General features: G+C 62.3%; 15 protein-coding genes. 5 read left to right on the top strand and 10 right to left on the bottom strand.

Annotated elements, in window-relative coordinates; all coding sequences use genetic code 11:
• From rpsR to LPA37_RS05755, 5 genes are all read left to right on the top strand, one after another.
• Entirely contained in the window at nt 1-276 is a 276-nt protein-coding gene (rpsR, locus tag LPA37_RS05775; protein ID WP_074264854.1) for a 30S ribosomal protein S18, read from the top strand.
• A 27-nt stretch (nt 277-303) separates the two neighbouring features.
• Nucleotides 304-756 (top strand): 50S ribosomal protein L9, encoded by a 453-nt coding sequence (gene rplI, locus LPA37_RS05770; RefSeq protein WP_228974512.1) that lies wholly within the window; start codon nt 304-306, stop codon nt 754-756.
• Nucleotides 757-910: 154 nt separating this feature from the next.
• Nucleotides 911-2299: a replicative DNA helicase gene (locus tag LPA37_RS05765; protein WP_228974508.1), complete on the top strand. Its 1389-nt coding sequence runs from the start codon at nt 911-913 to the stop codon at nt 2297-2299.
• A 117-nt stretch (nt 2300-2416) separates the two neighbouring features.
• Nucleotides 2417-3043, top strand: a complete 627-nt coding sequence (locus LPA37_RS05760; RefSeq protein WP_228974506.1) for a DUF47 domain-containing protein — start codon at nt 2417-2419, stop codon at nt 3041-3043.
• 1 nt (nt 3044) lies between these two features.
• Entirely contained in the window at nt 3045-4055 is a 1011-nt protein-coding gene (locus LPA37_RS05755; protein ID WP_228974505.1) for an inorganic phosphate transporter, read from the top strand.
• Between the two features lie 29 nt (nt 4056-4084).
• Here LPA37_RS05755 and LPA37_RS05750 read toward each other — a convergent pair whose 3' ends face one another.
• The 10 genes from LPA37_RS05750 to LPA37_RS05705 all read right to left on the bottom strand — a co-directional run bounded on the left by LPA37_RS05750 (nt 4085) and on the right by LPA37_RS05705 (nt 14318).
• Nucleotides 4085-4891, bottom strand: coding sequence for an SDR family NAD(P)-dependent oxidoreductase (locus tag LPA37_RS05750; RefSeq protein ID WP_228974503.1), 807 nt, complete (start codon nt 4889-4891; stop codon nt 4085-4087).
• Between the two features lie 99 nt (nt 4892-4990).
• Entirely contained in the window at nt 4991-6211 is a 1221-nt protein-coding gene (locus LPA37_RS05745) for an NlpC/P60 family protein (protein ID WP_229012019.1), read from the bottom strand.
• A 211-nt stretch (nt 6212-6422) separates the two neighbouring features.
• Nucleotides 6423-8252: a PhoH family protein gene (locus tag LPA37_RS05740; RefSeq protein ID WP_228974499.1), complete on the bottom strand. Its 1830-nt coding sequence runs from the start codon at nt 8250-8252 to the stop codon at nt 6423-6425.
• Between the two features lie 101 nt (nt 8253-8353).
• Nucleotides 8354-8602, bottom strand: a complete 249-nt coding sequence (locus tag LPA37_RS05735; protein WP_228974497.1) for a hypothetical protein — start codon at nt 8600-8602, stop codon at nt 8354-8356.
• Nucleotides 8603-8623: 21 nt separating this feature from the next.
• Complete coding sequence (locus LPA37_RS05730; RefSeq protein WP_228974495.1) at nt 8624-9085, bottom strand: peroxiredoxin; 462 nt, start codon at nt 9083-9085, stop codon at nt 8624-8626.
• A 133-nt stretch (nt 9086-9218) separates the two neighbouring features.
• Complete coding sequence (locus tag LPA37_RS05725; protein WP_229012017.1) at nt 9219-10115, bottom strand: polysaccharide deacetylase family protein; 897 nt, start codon at nt 10113-10115, stop codon at nt 9219-9221.
• Between the two features lie 14 nt (nt 10116-10129).
• Entirely contained in the window at nt 10130-11176 is a 1047-nt protein-coding gene (locus tag LPA37_RS05720) for a bifunctional UDP-4-keto-pentose/UDP-xylose synthase (RefSeq protein ID WP_228974489.1), read from the bottom strand.
• Nucleotides 11173-12111 (bottom strand): formyltransferase, encoded by a 939-nt coding sequence (locus tag LPA37_RS05715; RefSeq protein ID WP_228974487.1) that lies wholly within the window; start codon nt 12109-12111, stop codon nt 11173-11175. Before LPA37_RS05715 ends, LPA37_RS05720 begins: the two co-directional genes overlap by 4 nt.
• The gene (locus LPA37_RS05710; RefSeq protein ID WP_228974481.1) at nt 12108-13160 is read right to left on the bottom strand and encodes a glycosyltransferase; all 1053 of its coding nucleotides are present in this window, start codon (nt 13158-13160) and stop codon (nt 12108-12110) included. The genes LPA37_RS05715 and LPA37_RS05710 overlap by 4 nt, the downstream gene beginning before the upstream one ends.
• A 6-nt stretch (nt 13161-13166) precedes the next feature.
• Complete coding sequence (locus tag LPA37_RS05705; protein ID WP_228974479.1) at nt 13167-14318, bottom strand: DegT/DnrJ/EryC1/StrS family aminotransferase; 1152 nt, start codon at nt 14316-14318, stop codon at nt 13167-13169.
• Between the last annotated feature and the right edge of the window lie 49 nt (nt 14319-14367).

The following is a 14367-nucleotide window of genomic DNA, read 5'->3' as shown; positions in this document are numbered from 1 at the left end:
ATGCCCCGCCCGACTGGTAAGAAATTCGACAAGCGTCGTCAGCAACAAAATCCGCTCTTCAAGCGCAAGAAGTTCTGCCGTTTCACGGCAGCTGGTGTCGACCAGATCGATTACAAAGACATCGAAACGCTGAAGGACTTCATCGGCGAGAATGGCAAGATCACGCCGGCGCGTCTCACGGGTACGAAGTCGCACTATCAACGCCAGCTGGACACGGCAATCAAGCGCGCGCGTTTCCTCGCGCTCGTGCCGTATACCGACCAGCACAAGGCCTAACCCGACGACGTAACAAGGAGCATCCGAATGCAGATCATTCTTCTCGAAAAAGTCGTCAACCTGGGTAACCTGGGCGATATCGTCAAGGTCAAGGACGGTTACGCACGTAACTTCCTGATCCCGAACAAGCGCGCCCGCCGTGCCACGAAGGAAGCGATCGCTGAATTCGAAGTCCGCCGTGCGGAACTCGAAAAGGTCGCCGCTGAAAAGCTGGCAGCCGCTCAGGCCCAAGGCGAAAAGCTGGCCGGCTCGACGGTCCAGATCGGCCAGAAGGCTGGCGTCGACGGCCGTCTGTTCGGCTCGGTGACGAACGCCGACATCGCAGACGCGCTGGTCAAGCAAGGCTTCGCGGTTGAAAAGGCGCAGGTCCGTCTGCCGGAAGGTCCGCTCAAGCTGGTCGGCGATCATCCGGTGCAGATCTCGCTGCACACCGACGTGCTCGTCGATGTGACGGTGTCGGTGCTGGGCGAACACGCTTAAGGCGGCGTCTGGTAACGAGGTAGTACGCCAGGCTGTTTCTGGCACAAAGGCGGGAGCCGGGAAACCGGCTCCCGCCTTTGCGTTTACGGCACCGGGCGTCGGAGGCTGTCTTTGTGGTTCCCCGACGCCGCCATTTGCACGATAATCCGTCTCCATGAACGCACCGTCGAAAGATCCCCAACTTGAATCGCTGAAAGTCCCGCCGCACTCGATCGAGGCCGAACAGTCGGTACTCGGCGGCCTGCTGCTCGACAACGCGGCATGGGACCGCATTGCGGATTTCCTGTCGCAGAGCGATTTTTACCGCTACGACCACCGGATCATCTTCGAACATATCGGCAAGCTGATCGCGGCGACGCGTCCGGCCGACGTGATCACGGTCTTCGAGGCACTCGGCACGTCGGGCAAGGCGGATGACGTCGGGGGGCTGGCCTATCTCAACGCGCTCGCGCAGAACACGCCGAGTGCGGCGAATATTCGCCGGTACGCGGAAATCGTGCGGGATCGGGCGGTGTTGCGCCGCCTCGTTTCGGTCGCCGACGAAATTTCGGCCGATGCATTCAATCCGCAAGGCAAGGAAGTGCGCCAGTTGCTGGACGAGGCCGAATCGAAAGTGTTTTCGATCGCCGAAGACGGCGCGCGCGGCACACAGGGCTTCCTGGAAATCGGGCCGCTCCTGACGCAGGTCGTCGAGCGGATCGACACGCTGTACCACAGCGCGAATCCGAGCGACGTCACGGGGACGCCGACAGGCTTCGTCGACCTCGACCGGATGACATCGGGCATGCACGGCGGCGAGCTGATCATCGTCGCGGGGCGGCCTTCGATGGGTAAGACCGCGTTTTCGATGAACATCGGCGAATATGTCGCGGTCGAGTATGGTCTGCCGGTGGCCGTGTTCTCGATGGAAATGCCGGGTACACAGCTGACGATGCGTATGCTCGGGTCGGTTGGCCGGCTCGACCAGCACCGGATGCGAACCGGGCGCCTGACCGACGAAGACTGGCCGAAGCTCACGCACGCCGTGCAGAAAATGAGCGAGGCGCAGATTTTCATCGACGAAACCGGCGGTTTGAACCCGATGGAACTGCGCTCGCGGGCACGGCGTCTGTCGCGTCAATGCGGCAAGCTGGGCCTGATCATCATCGATTACCTTCAATTGATGAGCGGTTCATCGTCGTCGGGTGAAAACCGGGCGACCGAAATTTCAGAAATTTCCCGTTCGCTCAAGAGTCTCGCGAAGGAACTCGACGTGCCGGTCATCGCGCTCTCGCAGTTGAATCGCGGCCTGGAGCAGCGACCCAACAAGCGCCCGATCATGTCCGACCTGCGGGAATCCGGTGCTATCGAGCAGGATGCCGACGTGATCCTGTTCATTTATCGTGACGAAGTCTATAACCCGGACAGCCAGGACAAGGGCACCGCCGAGATCATCATTGGTAAACAGCGGAATGGTCCGATCGGACCCGTTCGGCTCACGTTCCACGGTCAATTCACGAAGTTCGACAATTTTGCGGGTGCTCAGAATTTCTACGGCGAGTAAAGCCGTAGCGGCCCGATCTGTTGTAACCACGCCCTCACAAGTGCGGCCTCCCGGCCGCGACGGTACAATATTGCGGTTTTATGTCAGTCATAATCGTGACCAATTTCCGGGATCCCAATGTTCGGTCGATTCATGCCCACCGAGGGCAAGTTCTTTGAATATTTCAACGCGCACGCCGCCTGTATCGTATCGGCGAGCCACGAACTCGAGCTGCTGATCGATAACCTGTCGGATGCCGAGATCCACAAGCAGAACGTGCAGGCCGCCGAAAAAGCCGCCGACAAACTGACACACGAAACGATCGACCTGCTGCACAAGACCTTCATTACGCCGCTCGACCGCGACGAGATCCACAAACTGATCACGACGATGGACGACATCCTCGACCTGATGGAGGACGTCGCGACCGCCATTTCGCTGTACGACGTGCAGGCCGTTACCTCGGAAGCGAGCCAGCTGGCGCATATCTGCACGGCCACGAGCGAGCGTGTGCAGTTCGCGGTTGGCCTGCTGTCGGACATGAAGCAGGCGAGCCAGATCCTGAAAGCGTGTGAAGACATCGACCGTCTCGAATCGGAAGCGGACCGCGTACTGCGTGCCGCGATATCGAAACTCTTCCGCGAAGAAGACAATGTGAAGACCCTGATCAAGCTCAAGGCAATTTACGAACTGCTCGAGACGATCACCGACAAATGCGAGGATGTGGCAAACATCATCGAAGGCATCGTGCTGGAAAACGCCTGAGATGCAATCGATTCAACTTGCTATCTGGGTTGTCGCAGCCCTCGTTGCCGTTGCGCTCGTTTTCGATTTCATGAACGGCTTCCACGACGCCGCGAATTCGATTGCAACCGTCGTGTCGACCGGTGTCCTGAAACCGCAACAGGCGGTGGCATTCGCGGCGGCCTTTAACGTCATCGCGTATTTCATCTTTCACCTCAAGGTCGCCCAGACGGTCGGCAAGGGCACGATCGATCCGGAAATCGTCGACCATTACGTCATATTCGGTGCGCTGGTTGGCGCGATCGGCTGGAATATCGTCACGTGGTACTACGGCATTCCTTCGAGTTCGTCGCATGCACTGATCGGCGGTCTTGTTGGCGCGGCACTCGCGAAGTCGGGCTGGGGCTCGCTCAACCTCGACGGTCTTCTGAAAACGGTCGCGTTCATTTTCATCTCGCCGCTGCTCGGTTTCGTGCTCGGATCGTTCTTCATGCTGGCGGTATCGTGGCTCTACTTCCGTACGCCACCCAGCAAGGTCGACCGGCGCTTCCGGCGTCTCCAGCTGGTGTCCGCAGGTTTGTACAGCCTCGGCCATGGCGGCAACGACGCGCAGAAAACCATCGGCATCATCTGGATGCTGTTGATCGCGACGGGCTACGCTTCGGCAACCGCCGATGCCCCGCCGATCTGGGTGATCGGCGGCTGTTATCTGTCGATGGGCCTCGGCACGCTGTTCGGCGGCTGGCGTATCGTTCGCACGATGGGGCAGAAGATCACGAAGCTCAAACCGGTTGGCGGTTTTTGCGCCGAATCGGGTGGCGCGATCACGCTCTTCATCGCTTCCTCGCTCGGCATCCCGGTATCGACCACGCATACGATTACTGGCGCGATTGTCGGCGTGGGCGCGACGCGAAAGCTGAGTGCCGTGCGCTGGGGCGTTGCGGGCAATATCGTCTGGGCCTGGATTCTCACGATTCCGGCTTCCGCGGTGCTCGCCGCGGCCGGATGGTGGGTTGGACACCGCCTGCTATGAATCATTGAAGCCTCGCGCACCGGCTCGCATCAGATGAGCGGCGCGCTACCGCCATCCATTGGGATGATCGCCCCGGTGACGTAGCTTGCACGCCGGCTCGCGAGGAACAACGCGACGTCGGCGATTTCCTCCGGCTTTGCGAAACGCCCAAGCGGCACCTTCGCCTGTCCGCGCGTGAGCGCCTCGTCCGTGCCAATGCCTTGCTGGCTGGCTTCCAGCTTCAATGCTTCTTCAACACGTTCCGTGAGCGTGGCGCCCGGATTGATCGCGTTGATCCGGATGCCGTAGCGCGCGTAATAGTGCGCAAGCCCTACCGTGGCCAGCATCAACGCCGCGTTTGCGGCGCCGCCCGCGATATGGATGTCGCTGGCGATCTTCCCGCCCATGCCGATGACATTCACGATGGTGCCGGGCTCCGATCCGCCGCCCGCCTTGATGCGCTCGACCATTCTGCGCAGCACTTCCTGCTGCGGATAGATGTACGGAAAATATTTGGCGTCCATCGTTGCCTTGAATGCTGCGGCATCGAGTGTCTCCGGATCGTAGCGTTTCGCCGCCCCGGCGCTGTTGATCAGGATATCGATCGGGCCCATTGCCTGGCTGGCTTCCTCGACGACGTCCGCTGCGCTGTGGGGCTCGTGCAGATCCGCGCGCGTTAAATGCACATGCAGACCCTCTTTCGCCAGTTGCTCACGGGCACGGGCGAGATTGGCGGGATCGCGCGACACGATTGCAACTTTCGCACCTTCCGTTGCGAACGCGCGTGCGCACGCAAGCCCGATGCCTTTGCTGCCGCCGGTGATCAGCACCACCTTGTTTTTCAGACCGAGATCCATCGCTTGTCACCCGCTATCAGGAGAATATGGGCAACGATAGCAGAGCCCCGGACCGGCGGCGAGTCGGCCGAACGGCATATGGACTGAGTCGGGGGAAAGTCAGAAACTGCCGTTAGCAAAACGGGCAATCGGATCGTCGCCGGTTTGCGTGGGCGCGGGAAGGGGGCGAGAGGCGGTGGAGGCGGGCATGATCCGTACGCCGCCATCGTCTGTGGGTTGCGGCGGTGTTTGTATCTGCTGGGCTTGTTGCGCCTGCTGTGCAGCGACAGTCGCTGATGGCGGCGGTTCGAAGGCGTCGGCGGCGGCGTCGATCGCGTCTGGCGCCGGGTTGGTGGCGGTCGAAGGCAACGGTGGGCGCGAAGATGCGGAAACGTCGATCTGGGGAGACGCATAAGCGTCCGCATCCGGTTGGGTTCGCGCGGCACCGGAGACGACACCCGGTGAAGTCGCACCCGCTGCGCGTGCCTGTATCTGGGCGGCGGTCATGCCGGGCGGAGGCGGCTCGAACGGGTCGGCGGATGCTGAGCCTGGCGCAGCGGGAACAGCCGCGATCGCGGCCGGCGGCGTTGCCGTAGTGACGATTGCAGCGGTGGCGACTGGCGGTATCGAACGCGGTGTGCTGGCGACGGTTCGCGTCAAAGGCGCGACGGAAGCGCCACTCGCCCCGGCGTAAGCGGATTGCGCTGGCGGCCGTGAAGTCATTTGCGCCGGGGACGGGCTGCCGGACTCAGGCGTGGCGGATGCCTGATAAGTCGGCGTATCGAACGGCGCGGGTTTGCTGGCTGGCGGCGCAACCCGCCGGATGCCGTCGAATCGCTTTGCCCAGTATGGGTTCGTCAGATAGTCGATCCGCACGGTGCCACCGGTCGATGGCGCGTTCACGAAGCGAAGCTTGCCGACATAAATGCCGACGTGCGAGTGCGGCCGTCCGGTCGTGTTGAAGAAAATCAGATCGCCAGTGGCGATTTCATCCGGTTCGATGGATTCGCCGCGACTGCTCATGTCCGCCGTCGTGCGGGGCAGATTGACAGATGCCGCCCGCGATACCACGTAGCGCACCAGCCCGCTGCAGTCGAAGCCGCTGTCCGGCGTGTTGCCGCCCCAGCGATAGGGCACGCCGACAAGGCTCATCGCCTGAATCGAGATTTCCTCGCGTCCGACAGTGTGATCGACAAAATTGGGGAAGCCGGGCGGAGTGGTCCGGTATGCGCCAGCGTTCGATGTGGTCGAAGCGGCCGGGCCACGCGTCGTCTTCTGCGGCGCGCCCGAGCAGGCGGCGAGCAGAAGCACGATCAGCAGCGAAAACCCGGTTCGGCGCATGGCAACGCGGACGGGCGTAAACGTCCGCTTAAGGCGAAGATGTGCCGATGGTAGCCCGTCTGGCATGGGCCGGGCAACAAAACCTGATAATTTACTTGAAGTTCATGGGCTAAATGTTGCTGTCGCGAAACGGGAATGAACCGCGAGGTCATGAAAAAAGCCGCGCCGGATTCATCCGGCGCGGCTTTCCGATCAGAAAGACTGACAAAAACTACAGGATTTCGGATGCGTAATCGGCCAGTCGCGAGCGTTCACCGCGAGCCAGCGTCACGTGTCCGCTGTGCGCCCAGCCCTTGAAGCGGTCGACTACGTACGTCAGGCCCGAGCTGCCTTCCGTCAGGTACGGCGTATCGATCTGCGCGATATTGCCGAGACAGATGATCTTCGTGCCCGGACCCGCCCGCGTGACAAGCGTCTTCATCTGCTTTGGCGTCAGGTTCTGCGCTTCATCGATGATCAGATACTTGTCGACGAACGTCCGGCCGCGCATGAAGTTCATGCTTTTCACTTTCAGGCGCGAGCGGATCAATTCCTGGGTGGCGGCGCGCCCCCATTCACCGGCAGCATCGTCGGTTTTCTGGAGCACTTCGAGGTTGTCGTCGAATGCACCCATCCACGGCTGCATCTTTTCCTCTTCCGTGCCGGGCAGGAAGCCGATGTCTTCGCCGACTGGCACCGTCGCGCGCGTCACGATGATTTCGTTGTAGCGCTTGTCGTCCAGCACCTGTGCGAGGCCCGCCGCCAGCGCGACGAGCGTCTTGCCGGTACCCGCCTGACCCAGCAGCGTGACGAAATCGATTTCCGGATTCATCAGCAGATTGAGCGCGAAGTTCTGTTCGCGGTTGCGTGCCGTGATGCCCCACACATTGTTCTTGTGGTGGCCGTAGTCACGCAGCGTCTGCAGCAGCGCGGTCTTGCCGTTCAGTTCGCGAACGAGTGCGTGGAACGCCGGCTCGCCGTTCTGCGGTTCGAGGTAGACGAACTCGTTGACGAGCATCGACGCGCACAGCGGACCGGTGACGCGGTAATACGTCGTGCCGGTCTTCGTGTCCTGCCAGCTTTCCATGCCCTTCGCGTGCTTCGTCCAGAAGTCCTGCGGCAGCGCACGAATGCCGGAATAGAGCAGGTCGCTGTCTTCGAGTACCTGGTCGTTGAAGTAGTCTTCAGCGGGCAGTCCGAGCGCGTGCGCCTTGATCCGCATGTTGATGTCTTTCGACACCAGCACGACCTGCCGGTCCTCGCGATCGCGCTGCAACGCACGCACGACACCGAGAATCTGGTTGTCCGCCTTGCCTTGCGGAAGGCCTTCAACCGGCTCGATGTGCGTGAGCTTCGTCTGGAAATACAGGCGTCCGGCGGCCTCGCGGCTGCCGAGGCGCGACAGCGAAATGCCTTCCGACATCTGCCCCGCGTTGGCGACGAGCGCGTCGAGCGTCCGGCTGACCTGGCGCGCGTTACGTGCGACTTCCGACATCCCTTTCTTGTGGTTGTCGAGTTCTTCCAGCGTCATCATCGGCAGATAGACGTCGTGTTCCTCGAACCGGAACAGGCAGCTCGGATCGTGCATCAGCACATTCGTGTCCAGCACGAAGAGCTTGTGGATATCGATATCATTCGTTTTGCGGCTACGGTTTTTCGCCGTGCCACGGGTGCCCGGTGCGGCTGCAGCGGGCGTGGCTACGTCCGCCTGTTTGCCCGCACGGGCAACGACAGGCTGTGCGGCGGGCTGCTCCGGCTCGGCGCGTGCGGCCGGCACCGGTTGCAGCAACGCGGCGGTCTGTTTCTGCCGGCGTCCGCGCGCGGGCGCTTCGGCGGCGGGCGTTGCCGGAACGGGGCGCAGCGTCGTGGCGGCGTTGGCCGCATGCGACATCGGCGTCGCGACATTGGCGCGGCCGATGTCGGCTACTGGCGCGGCTGTCTGCGCCGGCTCGCCTTCGTGCGCCTGTTTGCGGGCGGATTTGGCCGCCGGGGTGGCTTTCGCCTTGTATTCGTCAGGCGGCAGGAGATTGCCGAGCTTGCTGGGTGCGGTAGGCAAAGGCATGGTTTCCCTCGAAAAAAGCGGGTCACATATCGTGCGTCGCCTGTCGCATCCTGTCGTGCCCGAATTGCGCACGCAGTTTGCGTCCGGAGACGCGCTTTGGTCTAGAAATGCCGGTTCGCCTGAGTTTCGATGAGCTCCTTGAGGAAAACGCGTTGCTGAACGAAAGAGCGGCTTCGCGCAAATAAAAAAGCCGCCGCCCCGGCAAACGGAGCAAGCGGCTCGACTTCGGTCGTCGCGTGGCGCCTCACTTCTTCGACGGCGGCGGTATCGAACCCGGCGTCAAAGTTGCCGTCAAGGGTGCCATTGGCGGCGGCGCAGCGGCGGAAAGAATGGGATGGACAGTCACTCATTACAGCCCAATATAACGCGGCTCAAAGGCCTTGTACAGTTTCCAGAATCTCGTCGACATGCCCTGGCACCTTGACGCCGCGCCATTCGTGACGCAGCACGCCGTCGCCGTCGATCAGGAACGTCGAGCGTTCGATGCCCCGTACTTCTTTGCCATACATTTTCTTCAGTTTCATGACGCCGAAGAGCAGGCACAGCGTTTCTTCGGGATCCGATACCAGCGGAAACGGCAATTCGAGCTTCGACTTGAAGTTGTCATGCGAGCGGACGCTATCGCGCGATACGCCGACAATCTCCGCGCCAGCCTTTCTGAACTTCGGATACAGGTCGCGGAACTGCAGGCCTTCGGTCGTGCAGCCCGGCGTGTTGTCCTTCGGGTAAAAATACAGCACCACCTTCTTGCCCCGAAGACTGGACAGCGTGAATTCGCCGCCGGTCGCGGCAGCGGTGAAGTCGGGGACGGGTTGGTCGACTGCGATGGGCACGAGGTTCTCCGTTTGTTATTGGCCGGCGCGCCGCGGTGAAACGGCGGTGCCGGATCTTGAGCATCGAGCGGGGAAATAAGCGGATCGGCAAACCGGCGCGGTACGCGGCCTGGCCGGCAGAACGCGGCGCGGATCAGTCGGGCTGGACGATCAGTTCGCCGGAGCGGCCAGGAATTTCACCCCACGCGACAGGGTACGATGGCAGCGTGCCGCGGTCCAGCGTGGCGTGGTAGTCGCCCATGGTCGCAAACGTGTAGCCCTGCGCGCGCCAGCCGTCGAGCAGCTGTTCGAAGACGGGCGCGAGTTTCTGCCCCTCGAGTTCCGCGTGCAGGGTGAACACGTGATCGCGCGGATTATTCCCGGTGAGTTTCAGATACCAGGCCGCCACGTTACTGGTATCCACGCCGTCGACACCCAGCACTTCGTCGAGTGTCGGCAGTGTGGTGGGCATCTGCACGTGCGATAGCTGCCGCCCGCCCACGACCGGGAAGTACGGCGAATGACCACGGCCGTCGGACGCATACTGCATGCCCCACGCGTCGATCTGCTCGAATGCATGGCGGTTCATCTGCCAGCCCGCCGCGCCGTGCGTGGCGGGCGGTGAACCGAATACCTCGATGAACCGCGCGTGGCTCTTCCGCATCTCGCCGGTGGTCCATTCACGCGAACGCGCGCGGACGTTGTCCTGCCAGTACACGTGATCCCATGTATGGATGCCGCACTCGAAGCCGGCTTCGTGAATCGCGCGCATTTCGGACGCCGCGCGGGCGCCGACGTCCGGGCCGGGCAGCAGCACGCCGTACATCAGCTGCTTCACGCCGTAATGCTCGACCACCGAGGTGCGTGACACCTTCTTCAGGAACCCCGGTCGTAGCACCCGGCGCATCGCCCAGCCGGTATGGTCGGGCCCCAGGCTGAAAAGAAACGTCGCGCGCGCCTTGAAGCGGTCGAAAATGCGCGCGAGATTCGGCACACCTTCACGGGTGCCACGCAACGTGTCGACGTCGATCTTCAGAACGATACGAGGCAAGGTCGACCCTTTATTTAATGCTGTTCGACCAGCGCGCGCGCTTCGCCCACATGCCCGCGATACGCTTCGAAAATCTTGCGCAGCGCTTCGTCGAATGTGGAAACCGGCTTCCAGCCGAGCTCCTGCATCGTGTTGTCGATCCTGGGCACGCGGTTCTGCACGTCCTGATAACCCGCGCCGTAGTAGGCGCCCGACGACGTCTCGACCAGTTGCACCTTCTTCGCCATATCCGCGTATTCCGGGAATTCGGCGGCGAGCGCAAGCATCTTGTGCGCCAGTTCGCGCACCGAGAAGTTGTTCACCGGGTTGCCGATGTTGTAGATCTTGCCCGACGCAATGCCGCCCTTGTTTTCGATGATCTTCATCAGCGCGCCGATGCCGTCGTCGATATCGGTGAATGCACGCTTTTGCGCGCCACCGTCGACGAGGCTGATGTTCTCGCCGCGCACGATGTGGCCGAGGAACTGCGTGACCACGCGCGAGCTGCCTTCCTTCGGCGTGTAGATCGAATCGAGGCCCGGGCCGATCCAGTTGAACGGACGGAACAGCGTGAAATTCAGGCCTTCCATGCCGTAACCCCAGATCACGCGGTCCATCAGCTGCTTCGAGCACGCGTAGATCCAGCGTGGCTTGTTGATCGGGCCGTAGGTGAGGGCGGATTCATCCGGATCGAACTGCTCGTCCGAACACATGCCATAGACTTCCGACGTCGACGGAAACACCAGATGCTTGCCGTACTTGACGGCCGAACGCACGATTGGCAGGTTGGCCTCGAAGTCGAGTTCGAACACGCGCAGCGGCTGCTTCACATACGTGGCCGGCGTGGCGATCGCGACGAGCGGCAGGATCACGTCGCACTTCTTCACGTGATACTCGACCCACTCCTTGTTGATCGTGATGTCGCCTTCGAAGAAGTGCATCCGCTCATGGTTGACGAGGTCGCCGAGGCGCTCGGTCTGCATGTCCATCCCGAACACTTCCCAGTCGGTGGTTTCGAGAATGCGCTTGGACAGGTGATGGCCGATGAAGCCGTTCACACCCAGAATCAGGACTTTTTTCATGAAGGATGGCGGGAAGAGTGAATGAGCTGGGCGAACCCGGCGGGGGTGACGACAGTTTCCTGCCCGTCGCGCTGGTGCCGCAATTCGTGGATGGCGATCGCGCGGCCGTCGCCGCATATCGCAAAAACGGCATTATCGCTTACGTGTAGACCCGGGGGCAAATCTGACTGGATCGCACCCGGACGGGCCAGTCGCGCGCGCGCGACGACGAACCGTTCGCTGCCGATATCGGTGAACGCGCCGGGATAGGGCGGCGCGACCGCGCGGATCAGGTTGTACACCTGCTGTGCGGGCCTGCTCCAGTCGATACGGCCGTCCTCGGGCTTGCGGCCGCCGAAGTAGCTGCCTTGCGTCAGGTCGTTCGGCAGATGCGGCGCCTCGCCGGCGAGCAGCGCGGGCAATACGCGCCAGAGCGTCTGTTCGGCCGCGACGGTGGTCTTGTCGAAGACCTGCGCCGCGGTGTCGTCGGGCAGGATCGGCACGGGCGTCTGCGCGAGGATCGCGCCGGCGTCGGGCTTCGCGGCCATCTCATGCAGCGTCGCGCCGGTTTCCGTTTCGCCGTTCAGCACCGCCCAGTTGGTGGGCACGCGGCCGCGGTATTTCGGCAGCAGTGAGCCGTGCATGTTGTACGCGCCGCGCGCGGCGATCGCCAGCAGGTCGACCGGCAGCATATGCCGGTAGTAGAACGAGAAGATGAAATCCGGCCGCGCGGCGCTCACCGCCGCGCGCAGCTCGGCGCTGCGCGGATCGGCCGGCGTCACGGCCGCAATGCCGTGTTCGGCCGCGACAGAGGCGACACTGCCGAACCAGATGTTCTCGGTCGGGCTGTCTTCGTGCGTGACGACCAGCGCGACGTCGACGCCGCGCGCAAGCAGCACCTGCAGGCAGCGCACGCCGACGTTGTGATACGCGAATACGACCGCGCGTGGCTTCATGACTGCGAGTCCAGGTCGATCAGGGGCGCGTTCTGCAGGTTCTGCACACCCTGAACGATGGTTTGGCGCGGCGTCTGCGTGACGGTCGCGCCGTCGCGCTGCTGGAGGATGGTCTGCACCAGATAGCGCGGCCGCGCCCGCACCTGCTGATAGATGCGCCCGATGTATTCGCCGAGCAGCCCGAGCGCGAAAATGATCACGCCAAGCAGGAAGAACGTGATGGCGAACAGCGTGAACACACCCTGCACTTCCGCCCCGATGACGAAGCGGCGAATCAGCAGCAGCACGAAGAGCGCCGCGGACCCGAACGAAAGAATCACGCCGATGAACGACAGCCATTGCAGCGGCACCACTGAAAACCCGGTCACGAGATCGAAGTTCAGCCGGATCAGGCTGTACAGCGAATACTTCGATTCGCCCGCGAAACGCTCTTCGTGCGCGACCTCGATTTCAACCGGGTTCTGCGCGAACGTGTACGCGAGCGCCGGGATGAACGTATTGATTTCGCCGCAGCGGTTGATCGTGTCGATCACCTGGCGGCTGTACGCGCGCAGCATGCAGCCCTGGTCGGTCATCTTGATGCGCGTGATGCGCTCGCGCAGACGGTTCATCGCGCGCGACGCCTTGCGCCGGAAGAAGCTGTCCTGACGTTGCGTGCGGATCGAGCCGACGTAGTCGTAACCTTCACGCATCTTCGCGACGAGTTTCGCGATTTCCTCGGGCGGGTTCTGCAGGTCCGCGTCGAGCGTGAGCACGATCTCGCCGCGCGACTGCTCGAAGCCCGCGAGAATCGCCATATGCTGGCCGAAGTTGCCGTTCAGCAGGATCACGCGCGTCACGTCCGGCCGGGCGCGAAACTGTCCGGCGAGGATGGCGGCGGACTTGTCGCGGCTGCCGTCGTTGATGAAGACCACTTCATAGGTCGTGCCCAGCGCGTCGAGCGCTGGATACAGGCGATCGAAGAGGGCCGCGAGACCCTGTTCCTCGTTGTACACCGGAATGACGATCGAGACTTCCGGCACGACGGAGTGATGTTCCGTTTGGCTCATTTCCGCTTATTTTCCGTATTGTTCGCAAATTTCATTGACCGCGCGGCACACACGCGCCACGTCGTCTTCGTTCATCAGCGTGAAGAGCGGCAGCGTGACCGTGGTCGCGCCGAAGCGCTCCGCGTGCGGGAACATGCCTTCCCTGAAGCCGCGCGCGCGATACAGCGAAAACAGGTGAATCGCAGGGTAATGCACGCCCGAGCCGATCCCGCGTTCCTTCAGTTGCGCCATGAAACCGGCGCGGTCGAGCGAGAGCCGTTCCAGCGGCAGCGTGATCTGGAACATGTGCCAGTTGCTGTTTTCGAAATCCGCAAGCGGCAGACCCATGCCGAGTTTCACCGCGGCGCCGCCCTCGAAGCCCGCGAAATACGCGCGCGCGAGCTTTTTGCGCTGCGCGATAAAGCGTTCGAGATGCGGCAACTGGCCGAGACCGACGCGCGCCGCGACGTCGGTCAGGTTGTATTTGCCGCCCAGCACGTCGCAGTCCATGCCGTCGAAGCCGGTCCGCGTGATGCCTTGCAGGCGGTACTTCTGCGCGAGAATCGCTTCGTCTTCGTTGTTGAGCACGAGCGCGCCGCCTTCGATCGACGTCAGGTTCTTGTTCGCGTGGAAGCTGAACGACACGATATCGCCGATCTTGCCGATGCGCTCGCCTTTCCAGGTCGAGCCGAACGCCTGCGCCGCGTCTTCGATCACGCGCAGCCTGCGCGCGCGGGCAATTTCGTACAGACGGTCCATGTCGACGGGCAGGCCGGACAGATACACCGGAATGATCGCCTTCGTGCGCGGCGTGATCGCCTTTTCGAGCAGATCGAGGTCGATATTGCGCGTTTTCGGATCGATATCGACGAACACCGGCGTCGCGCCCGTTTCGAGGATCACGTTGCTTGTCGAGACCCACGACGCGGGCGTCGTGATGACCTCGTCGCCTTCCTTCACGCCCGCGATACGCAGGCCGATTTCGAGCGTCGCCGTGCCGGAATTGAACGTTCGCACCGGACGGCCGCCGCAGAATGCCGACAGCGCCGCTTCGAACTGCTGGTTCTGAGGGCCGGTCGTGATCCAGCCGGAACGCAGCACGTCGGCTACGCCCTGAATCGTTTCTTCATCGATTTCCGGGCGGACGAACGGTAAAAACGGGACGGTTGACTCAGTCATGAATGCAGTGCTCTATAAAAAGTGTGCAATTTCGCGCTTCGGCTGGTTA

The organism is Paraburkholderia gardini (assembly GCF_907164545.1).
GTDB lineage: Bacteria > Pseudomonadota > Gammaproteobacteria > Burkholderiales > Burkholderiaceae > Paraburkholderia > Paraburkholderia gardini.
The sequence above is the reverse complement of the archived record's forward strand: the minus strand, read 5'-3'. Positions and strand labels throughout refer to the sequence as shown.

What these genes read in the sequence shown, in the direction of transcription:
- rpsR (WP_074264854.1), top strand. Translation starts at nt 1, where the DNA reads ATGCCCCGCCCGACTGGTAAGAAATTCGACAAGCGTCGTCAGCAACAA.
- rplI (WP_228974512.1), top strand. Translation starts at nt 304, where the DNA reads ATGCAGATCATTCTTCTCGAAAAAGTCGTCAACCTGGGTAACCTGGGC.
- LPA37_RS05765 (WP_228974508.1), top strand. Translation starts at nt 911, where the DNA reads ATGAACGCACCGTCGAAAGATCCCCAACTTGAATCGCTGAAAGTCCCG.
- LPA37_RS05760 (WP_228974506.1), top strand. Translation starts at nt 2,417, where the DNA reads ATGTTCGGTCGATTCATGCCCACCGAGGGCAAGTTCTTTGAATATTTC.
- LPA37_RS05755 (WP_228974505.1), top strand. Translation starts at nt 3,045, where the DNA reads ATGCAATCGATTCAACTTGCTATCTGGGTTGTCGCAGCCCTCGTTGCC.
- LPA37_RS05750 (WP_228974503.1), bottom strand. Translation starts at nt 4,891, where the DNA reads ATGGATCTCGGTCTGAAAAACAAGGTGGTGCTGATCACCGGCGGCAGC.
- LPA37_RS05745 (WP_229012019.1), bottom strand. Translation starts at nt 6,211, where the DNA reads ATGCGCCGAACCGGGTTTTCGCTGCTGATCGTGCTTCTGCTCGCCGCC.
- LPA37_RS05740 (WP_228974499.1), bottom strand. Translation starts at nt 8,252, where the DNA reads ATGCCTTTGCCTACCGCACCCAGCAAGCTCGGCAATCTCCTGCCGCCT.
- LPA37_RS05735 (WP_228974497.1), bottom strand. Translation starts at nt 8,602, where the DNA reads ATGAGTGACTGTCCATCCCATTCTTTCCGCCGCTGCGCCGCCGCCAAT.
- LPA37_RS05720 (WP_228974489.1), bottom strand. Translation starts at nt 11,176, where the DNA reads ATGAAAAAAGTCCTGATTCTGGGTGTGAACGGCTTCATCGGCCATCAC.
- LPA37_RS05715 (WP_228974487.1), bottom strand. Translation starts at nt 12,111, where the DNA reads ATGAAGCCACGCGCGGTCGTATTCGCGTATCACAACGTCGGCGTGCGC.
- LPA37_RS05710 (WP_228974481.1), bottom strand. Translation starts at nt 13,160, where the DNA reads ATGAGCCAAACGGAACATCACTCCGTCGTGCCGGAAGTCTCGATCGTC.
- LPA37_RS05705 (WP_228974479.1), bottom strand. Translation starts at nt 14,318, where the DNA reads ATGACTGAGTCAACCGTCCCGTTTTTACCGTTCGTCCGCCCGGAAATC.